We start from the raw sequence: 10,812 nt of genomic DNA, 5'->3' as shown, positions 1-10,812 counted from the left end.
GAACCGCTACGGGCAGCGGGCCTGGCTGCGGCAGCTCGACCCGCCGCCGACCCGGGCGACCCGAACCCAAGTACGTCATCTCCTTCGGCGCCTGCTCCAACTGCGGCGGCCCGTACTGGGACTCCTACTGCGTGACCAAGGGCGTCGACCAGATCATCCCGGTGGACGTCTACGTCCCCGGCTGCCCGCCCCGGCCCGAGGCGCTGCTGCAGGGCATCGTCCACCTCCAGGAGAAGATCGCGGGCGAGTCGCTGGGCGACCGCTACGGCGGGGACGGCGGCGGCGAGCCCGTCGCCCCGCCGCCCGCGCCGCGTCCGTTCCCGGCCACCGTCCTGCGCCGCCCGCTCCAGCCGCCGCCCCCGTCCGACGAGCACGAGAGCTTCGAGCACTGGCACAGCCTGGAGGCCGACGGCCATGAGGCCGAGCCCCCGAAGGACGAGGCGGAAGAGACCGCTGCCGCGGACAACGAGACGCTGCCCGTCCCGCACCTCGGCGACGCGGAGGCCACGATGGAGCTCGAACCGAGGCCCGAGACGCCGCCCGTCCGGCCGGAGGACAAGGCGCAGCCCGTCCGGCCGGAGGACAGGACGCCGCCAGTCCAGCCGCCGGTCGCGCCGGAGCCCGGAGCGCCGCCCGTCGATCCGACCGACGTCACCCAGCCCGTCCGGCATCTCGGCGAGGCCGACGTTTCGGGCGAGCCCGAACCCGCGCCCGAACCCGAACCCGAACAGGCCGCGCCTCCAGCTGGGCCGTCGGACACGACGCAGCCCGTCCACATGGTCGAGGACCAGTACGTCACCGTGCCCGTCCCGGTGGTGGAGGACGACGACCTGGGCGCGGTCCCGTCGCACGATCCGTCGATCATCCCCGGGCTGGTGGACGACGACCACGACGACCAGATCGGGCGCGACCGATGAGCCCGCAGCCGCCGGGAGCGGAACTCGCCGCCGCCTGGACGGGACGCTTCGGCGACGAGGTCACCACCGAGGAGACCTTCGGCGGGCTGGCCGTCGGGGTGTCGCCCGAGCTCTGGCTGGACGCGCTCGCCTTCGCGCGCGACGACCTGTCCTGCGGCTTCTTCGACTGGCTGACCGGCGTCGACGAGCTGGAGGACGGCTTCGCGGTCGTCGTCCACGTGTACTCGCTGGAGCGCCGCCACCACCTGCTGATCCGCACGCGCGTCACGAAGCGGGCGCCCGTGCTGGCGACGGCGACGGGCGTCTACCGGGGCGCCGCATGGCACGAGCGGGAGACGGCGGAGATGTTCGGCATCCTCTTCGAGGGCCACCCGAACCTCGTGCCCCTGCTGCTGCCCGACGGGTTCGAGGGCCACCCGCTGCGCAAGGACTTCGTGCTCGCCGCCCGCGTCGCCAAGCCGTGGCCGGGCGCCAAGGAGCCGGGCGAGTCGGGGCACGGGGCGCCGAGCCGCCGCCGCGTCCGCCCGCCCGGGGTTCCGGAGGGCTGGGGGCCCCATGCTTGAGGTCGTGGTCAAGCTGGTGCTGGTCGCGGGCGCGTTCGCGGTGCTCCCGCTGCTGGTGGGGCAGGCCGAGCACAAGGTGATGGCGCACATGCAGGGCCGTCTCGGCCCCATGTACGCGGGCGGTTTCCACGGCTGGGCGCAGCTCGTCGCCGACGGCGTCAAGTTCGCGCAGAAGGAGGACGTGGTACCGCGCGACGCCGACCGCTGGGTGTTCAAGCTGGCGCCGGGCGTGGCGATCGTCCCGTACCTGCTGGTGCTGCTGGTGATCCCGGTCGGGCCCGGCGGGCAGGTCGCGCTCGACCTCGGCCCCGGGGTGTTCTTCGCGCTCGCCGTGATGGGCGTCGGCGTGATCGGCGCGATCATGGCGGGCTGGGCGAGCGCGAACAAGTACTCCCTGCTCGGCGGGATGCGGGTCGCGGCGCAGCTGATGTCCTACGAGCTGCCGATGGTGTTCGCGGCGTCGTCGGTGGCGATGGCGGCGGGGACGCTGTCGCTGCAGGGCGTCGTGGAGGAGTGGCGCTGGTGGTGGCTGCCGTGGCAGGCGGTCGGCGGCGTGGTCTTCTTCGTCGCGGGCCTGGCCGAGCTGCGGCGCCCGCCGTTCGACATGCCGGTCGCCGACTCGGAGATCATCTTCGGCCCCTACACGGAGTACGGCGGGCTGCGCTTCGCGCTGTTCATCCTGGCCGAGTACGCCGGGATCGTCGTGCTGTGCGCGCTGACGACGGTGCTGTTCCTCGGCGGGTGGAAGGGCCCGTTCCTGAACACCGAGCTGGGCTGGCTCTGGACGCTGCTGAAGATCGCCGTGCTGGCGTTCTGCGTGATCTGGCTGCGGGTCAGCTACCCGCGCATGCGCGAGGACCAGCTGCAGAAGCTCGCCTGGGCGTGGCTCGTCCCGCTGTCGCTGGCCCAGCTCGCGCTGACCGGCGTCCTCAGGGTCGCCCTCTGAGCGCCGCCGGCGCCGGGGGGTCAGCGGAGGAAGATCGTGAAGTCGGCGAGCTGGGGGAGGACGTCCGGCGGGACGTCGGCGTCGAGGGCCATCTCCTCGACGGAGACGAACCCGCCCGTCTGCGCGCGGCGGCGCACGATCCGGTCGGCGATCTCCGGGGTCATGCCGGGCAGCGCCTCGATGATCTCGCGGGGCGCGTGGTTGACGTCCACGAGCCCGCCGTCGTCATAGGCGCGCGGCACGTCGGGGCGGCCGATGCGCAGCTCGCGGGCGAGCGCCGGGTCCTCGGCGGCGAGCGCGCGGGCCTGCTCGCGCAGCGACCGCCGGTACCTGGCGACCTCGATCGCGTGCTCGTTGAGCACGTTGCGGGGTATCTCGCGGGGGAAGACCGACGGCCGGACGGCGAACGCGTGCCCCGTCCCGGCGATCCACAGCAGGATCGCCAGGAACGAGCCGAGGACGAGGAAGATCGGGTCGCCGGCCTGGAGCATCATCATCACGGCGGCCGTGCCGGCGCCGTAGCCGGCGGCGGTGATCCCGAGCCCGAGGGACCGCCGCCGGACGGCCGCGTACAGGAACGAGAACGGCGTCCCGTAGCCCAGCGTGACAAAGGGCACGAAAGCCCACACGATTCCGCGGGCCGTCTGCGGGGTGGGCACCGGGATGGGCGACGGCAGGGGCGGCTGCGCGTGCCCGGGCGGACCCGGGTACGGGGGGCCGGGCGGACCCGGGTACGGGGGGCGCCTGCCCGGCGCCGGGTGCGGCCGCTGCGGAGGTCGCGGCGGGTGCCGGTGCTGGGGACGGGGGTGGTCGGACGCCGGCCGGGAGCGGTGCTCGGGCTCGGGATCGTAGGGGCGCTCCGCGTGATGACCCACATGCCCTCCCCGGCCGCAAGCCTGCGCACTAGCACACGACCTATACCTCGTTGGACGAACGCCGAACCCGTCGCGTTCCCCCCGCGCCGATCGTGCGCAATCATGGGGCGCGTGGGACGGCTACCAGGAGGCGGGCTGGCCAAGGGGCTGGCGGTCACGTTGCGGACGATGACGCGGCGGTCCATAACGCGCCAGTACCCCGAAGTGCAACCGGACCTGCCGCCGCGCAGCAGGGGCGTCATCGCGCTGTTCGAGGAGAACTGCACGGTGTGCATGCTGTGCGCCCGCGAGTGTCCCGACTGGTGCATCTACATCGATTCGCACAAGGAGACACTCCCGGCCGAAGGCGGCGGGCGCCCCCGGACCCGCAACGTCCTCGACCGCTTCGCGATCGACTTCGCGCTCTGCATGTACTGCGGCATCTGCATCGAGGTGTGCCCCTTCGACGCGCTGTTCTGGTCGCCGGAGTTCGAGTACGCCGAGTACGACATCGCCGAGCTGACGCACGAGAAGGAGCGGCTGCGGGAGTGGATGTGGACCGTCCCGCCGCCGCAGGCGCACGACCCGTCCGCCGAGCCGCCGAAGGAGGTGGCCGCGGCGGAGAAGGCCGCCGCGCGGGCCGCCCGGACTCCCCGCACGGGCCCGCCCCCGGGGCCGGGAGAGCGCGGATGAGCGGCCAGGAGATCGTGTTCACGCTGCTCGGCGTGGTGGCCGTCGGCTCCGCGATCCTCGTGGTCACGACGCGGCAGCTCGTCCACGCGGCGCTGTGGCTGGTCGTGTCGTTCGGCGCGCTCGCGGGCGGCTACCTCGTCCTCACCGCGGAGTTCGTGGCCTGGGTGCAGGTCCTCATCTACGTCGGCGCCGTCGTGGTGCTGCTGCTGTTCGGGGTCATGCTGACGCGGGCGCCGATCGGGCAGTCCGCCGACCTCGACTCCGGGAACCGGTGGGCCGCGCTGGCCGTCGCCGCCGCCACGGCCGCCGTCCTGGTCACGGTGACGGTCATGGGGTTCGGCGGCGCGCGGATGCCGCTGCGCGCGGGCGGCGGGTCGGCGGACGAGCTCGGCGGGGCCGTGTTCCGGACGTGGGTGCTGCCGTTCGAGGTCCTGTCGGTGCTGCTGCTGGCCTCGCTGGTCGGCGCGATCGTCCTGTCGCGGTCCGACATCCGGGCCCGTCCGGCGGCGGAGGCGAAGCCGGTCCGGAAACCCGTCGGGGAGCCGGACGCGAAGCCCGGCGCGGAGCCGGACGGGAAGGGCGCCGCCTGATGCATCTCGCCTACCCGACGGTCGTCGCCGCCCTCCTGTTCTCCGTCGGCGTGTACGGGGTGCTCGCGCGCCGCAACGCGATCCTCGTCCTGATGTCGGTCGAGCTGATGCTGAACGCGGTGAACCTCAACCTCGTCACGTTCGACGTCTGGTACCGGGACCGCCTGCACGGCGGCCAGGTCCTCACGCTGTTCACCATCGTGATCGCCGCGGCGGAGGTCGGGCTCGGCCTCGCGGTCGTGCTGCTGGTGTTCCGCAACCGGCAGATGATCGACGTCGACCGCCTCCGCGCGCTCTCCGAAGACGCGGAGGCCGTGGAGGACGCGGAGGCCGTCCCCCGTCCGGCCGGACGCGTGTCCGGCGGCGGGGAGGGCACTCCCGAACCGGCGCCCGAGCGCGAGGAGGCGGCGCAGTGATCTGGCTCGCGTCGCTCGCCGCGCTGCTGCCCTTCCTCGCCGCGTTCGCCGGCCTGCTCTTCGGCCCGTCCCTGACCCGGGCGCTGCGCGGCGGCCCCGCTGGGTCGCCGCTGCGGAACGGCCCCGCGCTGATCGCCTGCGCGCCGGTCGCGGTGTCGCTCGTCCTGTCGGCGATCGTCGCGTTCGCCGTCTGGCGCGACCCGGGCGAGCGCACCGGCGTGCTCACGCTGGTCGACACCGGATCGGTGCCGATCAGGGTCGGGTTCCAGGTGGACGGCCTGGCCGCGGTGGTCGGCCTCATGGTCTGCTGCGTGGCGCTCGCCGTCCAGGTGTTCTCGGTCGCGTACATGTCGAGCGACCGCCGGTACTCCTCCTACGCCGCGTTCATCTCCCTCTTCACGTCCGCGATGCTGCTCGTCGTCTACTCCAGCGACCTGCTCGTCCTGTACGTGGGCTGGGAGGTCATGGGCATCTGCTCGTACTTCCTGATCGGGCACCACTGGGAGGAGCGGGCCAACTCGCGGGCGGCGGTCAAGGCGTTCCTCGTCACGCGGCTCGGCGACGTCGGCTTCCTCATCGGCGTGATCGTGCTCGGCGTGGGCGCGGGGACGTTCCAGATCGACCGGATCGTCCGGACGGCCGGCGACCTCCCGCAGTCGACGGCGACGGCGGCCGCGCTGCTCCTGGTCGCGGGCGTCGCGGGCAAGAGCGCCCAGTTCCCGCTGCACACCTGGCTCCCGGACGCGATGGCGGGCCCCACGCCGATCAGCGCCCTCATCCACGCGGCCACGATGGTCGCGGCGGGGATCTACGTCGTGGCGCGCCTGTACGGGGTGTTCCTCGCGGCGCCGTCCGCGCTCGCCGTCCTCGGCGTCCTCGCGGTGGTCTCCATGGTCGGCTCGGCGTGCGCCGCCCTCGCCCAGGACGACCTGAAGCGCGTGCTGGCCTACTCCACGATCAGCCAGCTCGCCGTGATGGCCGCCGGGCTCGCGGTGGGGGCGCGGTCGGCCGCGATCTTCCACCTGCTGACGCACGCGGCGTTCAAGGCGCTGCTGTTCCTGGCCGCCGGGTGCGTCATCGTGACCGCCGGGTCGAACATGCTCGCCCACTACGGCGGCCTGCGGCGCGGCATGCCCCTCACGTTCTGGTCGATGACCGTGGGCTTCGCCGCGCTCGCGGGCGTTCCGCCGTTCAGCGGGTGGTTCAGCAAGGACGCCGTCATCGAGGCCGCCCAGCAGGCAGCCCTGCATGGCGGCGAGGTCACGTCGGGCGGGATCGCCTGGCTGGTCTACGGGGGATTGCTCGTCACGGTCGTCCTGACGGCCGCCTATGGGATGCGTGCGTGGTTGATGACGTTCTTCGGTGAGCGGCGCGGGACGTACGAGGTCCGCGACCCGGCACGGATCATGTCGTGGACCGTGGCGGCGCTGGCCGTCCCCGCCGCGATCCTCGGATTCTTCGGCCTCGGGGCTTCGGAACTGCGGCCCCAACTCGGAGCCTCGCTGCTCAGCGTGCTGCTGCTCGCGGTGGGCGCGGGCGGTGCCTTCCTTGTGTGGAACCGCGACCCGGCACTGGATCCCGCGCGCGCGCTCGGCCCCGTCCGTACCGTCTTCGCGCGGGCCTTCTACGTGGACGAGCTCTATACGGCGGTCATCGTCCGGCCCGTCCAGGCCTTGGCTCGACATGTCGTCCTGTTCGACCAGCGGGGCGTGGACGCCGCCGTCGTCGGCGCCGGACGCGGCGCGGGGCGGATCGGCGGCCTGGTCAGATTCGTCCAGAACGGAAACCCGCAGACCTACCTCACCGGCCTGCTCGCCGGTGTCGCCGCCATCGCGGCCGCGGTGGTGATCTTCCAGTGATCTTCGTGTTGATGATGGCGATCCCGCTGCTCGGGGCGCTGGCGATGCTCGTCCCGGCGAACCGGTTCCTGCGCACCGGCTTCGCCGTCCGCGCGTTCGGGACGGCCGTGTCCGCCGCGACCCTGCTCGTCGCGGTGTCGGCGCTGACCGCGTTCGACTTCGCCGGCACGTCCCGCATGCAGATGGAGGTCGACCGGCCCTGGGCGCCCGCCATCGGCCTGCGGTTCCACCTCGGCGTGGACGGGATCTCGCTGCCCCTCGTCGTGCTGACCGCCCTGCTGACGTTCCTGTGCTTCCTCTACACGCTGCGGCACCCGCCGGAAGGCGGCCGGATCCGGCTGCTGACCGCGCTGCTGCTCGTCCTGGAGGTCGGGATGCTCGGCACCTTCGTCGCGCTCGACCTCGTGCTGTTCTTCGTGTTCTTCGAGACCGTCCTCGTCCCCATGTACGTGGTGATCATGCTGTGGGGCGGGACGGGCCGCCGCGCCGCCGCCACCAAGTTCATCCTCTACACGCTCCTCGGCTCCGGGTTCCTGCTCGCCGGGATGCTGCTCGTCGGCGCCGAGGCCGGCACGCTCGACATGACCGACCTGGCCGCCCGGCACGGAGCCGGCCTGTCGCACGGCCTCCAGATCACCGCGTTCGCCCTGATGGGGATCGGGTTCGCGGTCAAGGCGCCGATGTGGCCGCTGCACACCTGGCTCCCCGACGCGCACACCGAGGCCCCCACGGTCGGGTCCGTCCTGCTGGCCGGGGTGCTGCTGAAGATGGGCACCTACGGCCTGGTCCGCGTCGCGCTCCCGCTCGCCCCCGGCGGCGCGCAGGTCTGGGCGCCGTGGCTCGGCCTCCTCGCCGTCATCGGGATCGTCTACGGCGCGCTCGCCTGCCTCGCCCAGCGCGACCTCAAACGGATGATCGCCTACTCGTCCGTCGGGCACATGGGGTTCGTCCTGCTCGGCATCGCCACCCTCACCCCGGTCGGCGTCAACGCCGCCCTCTTCGGCAACATCGCGCACGGCCTCATCACCGGCCTGCTGTTCTTCCTCGCCGGCTCGATCAAGGAACGCTGGGGCACCGCCGACATGAACGCCCTCGGCGGCGGCATGCTCGGCACGTCCCCGCGGCTGGCCTCCATCCTCACCTTCGCGTCCGTCGCGTCCCTCGGGCTCCCCGGCCTCGCCGGCTTCTGGGGCGAGGTCCTCGCCCTGATCGGCGCGTACCGCCCGCACGCCGACCTGCCCCGCGAGACCTTCGTGACGTTCATGGCCGTCGCCGCGCTCGGCACCGTCCTGACCGCCGCCTACTTCCTGCGGATGCTCGCGAGGCTCACCCACGGGCCGTCCGACGGCGTCGCCGTCCCCCGCGGCCCGGTCGCGTCGGTCTCCCTCCAGGAGTACGCCGCCTGGGCGCCGCTGATCGCGCTGACGCTGCTGGTCGGCCTCTGGCCGAAGACCCTGCTGGACGTGACCACGGGTCCGGTCCGCGCGCTGCTCGGAGGCGGCTGATGATCCAGGACATCGACTACGCGGCGGTCGCGCCGCCGCTGATCCTCGCCGTCGCCGCGATCGGGCTGCTGCTCGCCGACGCCTTCGACGCGCCCCGCCGCGTCCTGTCCCTGCTGTCCGGCGGGTCCCTCGCCGCCACGCTCGCCGCGGTGATCGCACTGGCCCCCGGGGACCGCCGCGCCACCTTCTGCCTGCCGGACGGCCTGCGCTCCGGCGGCCCCGCCTCCTGCTCCTACGTCGCGGACGACTTCACCCTGCTGTTCCAGGGGATCATCCTCGGCGCCGCCGTCATCGTCGTGCTGCTGTCCCTCCAGGAGATCACCGACTCGAAGATCCCGGTGGGGGAGTACCACTTCCTGCTGCTCGCCGCCGTCATCGGCGCCCTCACCCTCGTCGCCGCCCGCGACCTCGTCCTCCTGGTCGTCGCGCTGGAGACCCTCTCCCTCCCGGTGTTCGCGCTGGCCGCGCTGCGCCGCTACGACGGGACGTCCTCCGAGGCCGCGCTGAAGCTGTTCCTCGTCTCCGTCGTGTCCACCGCGGTCATGCTGTTCGGCATCAGCCTCGTGTACGGCGCGACCGGCGCCATGCACCTCGACCGCATCGCGCCCGCCCTCGCCCGGCTCCCCGCCGACCTCGACCCCGTCGCCGCGCTGGGCTCCGTCCTCGTCCTCGCCGGGTTCGCGTTCAAGGTCGCCGCCGTCCCGTTCCACTTCTGGGCGCCGGACGTCTACCAGGGCTCCCCGCTGCCCGTCGCCGCGTTCCTCGCCGTGGTCTCCAAGGCCGCCGGGTTCGCCGGGCTCGCGATCGTCCTCGCCCTGGGCCTGCCCGCCTACGGGCACGTGTGGGGCCCCGTCGTCGCCGTCCTGGCCGCCCTCACCATGACCCTCGGGAACCTCGCCGCCCTCCGCCAGCGGACCGCGATCCGCCTGCTGGCCTGGTCGTCGGTCGCCCAGTCCGGCTACATGCTCGCGCCCCTCGCGGTCGGCTCGCACCGCCTCCCCGAGGCCGTCGCCGCCACCACCGCCTACGTCGCCCTCTACGCCGTCATGAACATCGGCGCCTTCGCCGTCGTGATCGGCTTCCACCGCCGCGGCGCCGCCACCGGACGCTGGGACACCCTCGACGACTACCGCGGCCTCGCCCACCGCAGTCCCGCCGTGGCCACCGCCCTGGCCTTCTTCCTCATCTGCCTCGCCGGCCTGCCCCCCGGCGTCATGGGGCTGTTCGCGAAGGTCGTCGTGTTCCGCGCCACCCTCGCCGGCGGCGTCACCTGGCTCGCCGTCGTGATGGCGATCAACACCGTGATCGGTCTCTACTACTACCTCGCGTGGGCGGTCCGCCTCTTCACCCCCTCCGCCACCAGCGAGGACTACGACGCGGCGCCCGGCCTCGGCGTCCGCGCCGCCATCACCGCGGCGGCCGCGGGCGCGGTCGTGCTGTCCGTCGCGCCCCAGATCGTCCTGCAGACGGTCGGGAACGCCACGTAACCGGGGAAACGTTTGGGAACGTTCCCCCAGGTCAAACCGTTGATGTTCATGCCGGAGTCGACGGGGAGGCAACGCAGGTGCGGTTCAACGGCGTCAAGACGGCAGCATTGATCGCTGCGCTGTCGGCATTGGTGCTGGTCGCCGGCTGGACGTTCGGCGGCGGCACCGGTCTGGCGATCGCGCTGGTCATCGCCCTCGGAACCAACGGCGTCGCGTACTTCTTCAGCGACCGCATCGCGCTCCGCTCGATGCGCGCCCACCCGGTCGGCGAGGTCGAGGCGCCGGTGCTGTACCGGCTCGTCCGGGAACTGGCGACCTCGGCCCGCCAGCCCATGCCGCGCCTCTACGTCTCCGAGACCCGCCAGCCCAACGCGTTCGCGACCGGCCGCAACCCGCGCAACGCCGCCGTCTGCTGCACCCGCGGGATCCTCCAGATGCTGGACGAGCGCGAACTGCGCGCCGTCCTCGGCCACGAGCTGTCCCACGTCTACAGCCGCGACATCCTCATCTCCTCCGTCGCCGCCGCCATCGCCACGGTCATCACGTACCTGTCCCACCTGGCGATCTTCCTGCCGATCGGCCGCTCCGAGGACGACGACGGCCCCGGCGTCCTCGGCGCCCTCCTGATGCTGATCCTCGGCCCCGTCGCCGCCGCCGTCGTCCAGATGGCCATCAGCCGGACCCGCGAGTACTCCGCCGACGCCGCGGGCGCCCGCCTCACCGGCGACCCCCTCGCCCTGGCCTCCGCCCTCCGCAAGATCGACGCCGGCACCCGCGCGCTGCCGCTGCCACAGGACCCCGAGCTCGCCACCACCAGCTCCCTGATGATCGCCAACCCGTTCCAGGGCGCCGGCATCGGCAAGCTCTTCTCCACCCACCCGCCGACCGCCGACCGCATCGCCCGCCTGGAACGCATGGCCGGCCGCCGCTAGATTCGCCCGAACCACTCCGGACGCCGCCGCGTCATAACCAACAAGAGCGC

10 protein-coding genes and 1 pseudogene are annotated in these 10,812 nt (G+C 73.0%); 10 read left to right on the top strand and 1 reads right to left on the bottom strand.

Translation table 11 applies throughout. The features are described 5' to 3' along the window. The 3 genes and pseudogenes from AB0C69_RS28845 to AB0C69_RS28835 form a co-directional block, all read left to right on the top strand. Positions 1-251: pseudogene (locus tag AB0C69_RS28845) on the top strand (hypothetical protein); the annotation flags it as partial. A gap of 662 nt (positions 252-913) precedes the next feature. Beyond that, entirely contained in the window at positions 914-1,480 is a 567-nt protein-coding gene (locus tag AB0C69_RS28840; protein WP_360358312.1) for an NADH-quinone oxidoreductase subunit C, read from the top strand. Beyond that, positions 1,473-2,426: a complex I subunit 1 family protein gene (locus AB0C69_RS28835; protein WP_345178290.1), complete on the top strand. Its 954-nt coding sequence runs from the start codon at positions 1,473-1,475 to the stop codon at positions 2,424-2,426. The genes AB0C69_RS28840 and AB0C69_RS28835 overlap by 8 nt, the downstream gene beginning before the upstream one ends. A gap of 20 nt (positions 2,427-2,446) precedes the next feature. On the opposite strand, the gene AB0C69_RS28830 is transcribed toward AB0C69_RS28835, so the two are convergent. After that, on the bottom strand, positions 2,447-3,043 hold the full coding sequence (locus tag AB0C69_RS28830; RefSeq protein WP_353831461.1) for a helix-hairpin-helix domain-containing protein: 597 nt from the start codon (positions 3,041-3,043) through the stop codon (positions 2,447-2,449). 369 nt (positions 3,044-3,412) lie between these two features. On the opposite strand from AB0C69_RS28830, the gene AB0C69_RS28825 reads away from it, so the two are divergent. From AB0C69_RS28825 to htpX, 7 genes are all read left to right on the top strand, one after another. After that, positions 3,413-3,973 (top strand): NADH-quinone oxidoreductase subunit I, encoded by a 561-nt coding sequence (locus AB0C69_RS28825; RefSeq protein ID WP_345178294.1) that lies wholly within the window; start codon positions 3,413-3,415, stop codon positions 3,971-3,973. After that, a complete protein-coding gene (locus AB0C69_RS28820) occupies positions 3,970-4,563 on the top strand; it encodes an NADH-quinone oxidoreductase subunit J (RefSeq protein WP_353831460.1) in 594 nt (197 codons plus the stop codon). Before AB0C69_RS28825 ends, AB0C69_RS28820 begins: the two co-directional genes overlap by 4 nt. Continuing rightward, a complete protein-coding gene (gene nuoK, locus AB0C69_RS28815; RefSeq protein ID WP_360358311.1) occupies positions 4,563-4,979 on the top strand; it encodes an NADH-quinone oxidoreductase subunit NuoK in 417 nt (138 codons plus the stop codon). The genes AB0C69_RS28820 and nuoK overlap by 1 nt, the downstream gene beginning before the upstream one ends. Then, entirely contained in the window at positions 4,976-6,838 is a 1,863-nt protein-coding gene (locus tag AB0C69_RS28810; RefSeq protein ID WP_360358310.1) for an NADH-quinone oxidoreductase subunit L, read from the top strand. Before nuoK ends, AB0C69_RS28810 begins: the two co-directional genes overlap by 4 nt. Next, complete coding sequence (locus tag AB0C69_RS28805) at positions 6,835-8,343, top strand: NADH-quinone oxidoreductase subunit M (RefSeq protein WP_360358309.1); 1,509 nt, start codon at positions 6,835-6,837, stop codon at positions 8,341-8,343. The genes AB0C69_RS28810 and AB0C69_RS28805 overlap by 4 nt, the downstream gene beginning before the upstream one ends. Further along, positions 8,343-9,830 (top strand): NADH-quinone oxidoreductase subunit N, encoded by a 1,488-nt coding sequence (locus AB0C69_RS28800; protein WP_360358308.1) that lies wholly within the window; start codon positions 8,343-8,345, stop codon positions 9,828-9,830. The genes AB0C69_RS28805 and AB0C69_RS28800 overlap by 1 nt, the downstream gene beginning before the upstream one ends. Positions 9,831-9,907: 77 nt before the next feature. Then, positions 9,908-10,762: a zinc metalloprotease HtpX gene (htpX, locus tag AB0C69_RS28795; RefSeq protein WP_345178305.1), complete on the top strand. Its 855-nt coding sequence runs from the start codon at positions 9,908-9,910 to the stop codon at positions 10,760-10,762. Positions 10,763-10,812: the final 50 nt, after the last annotated feature.

The sequence above is a fragment of the Actinomadura sp. NPDC048032 genome (genome assembly GCF_040653175.1).
Taxonomy (GTDB): domain Bacteria; phylum Actinomycetota; class Actinomycetes; order Streptosporangiales; family Streptosporangiaceae; genus Spirillospora; species Spirillospora verrucosospora.
The sequence above is the reverse complement of the archived record's forward strand: the minus strand, read 5'-3'. Positions and strand labels throughout refer to the sequence as shown.

Bases quoted from the DNA above. Each gene is read 5' to 3' on its own strand.
- AB0C69_RS28840 (WP_360358312.1), top strand. From the start codon at position 914: ATGAGCCCGCAGCCGCCGGGAGCGGAACTCGCCGCCGCCTGGACGGGA.
- AB0C69_RS28835 (WP_345178290.1), top strand. From the start codon at position 1,473: ATGCTTGAGGTCGTGGTCAAGCTGGTGCTGGTCGCGGGCGCGTTCGCG.
- AB0C69_RS28820 (WP_353831460.1), top strand. From the start codon at position 3,970: ATGAGCGGCCAGGAGATCGTGTTCACGCTGCTCGGCGTGGTGGCCGTC.
- nuoK (WP_360358311.1), top strand. From the start codon at position 4,563: ATGCATCTCGCCTACCCGACGGTCGTCGCCGCCCTCCTGTTCTCCGTC.
- AB0C69_RS28800 (WP_360358308.1), top strand. From the start codon at position 8,343: ATGATCCAGGACATCGACTACGCGGCGGTCGCGCCGCCGCTGATCCTC.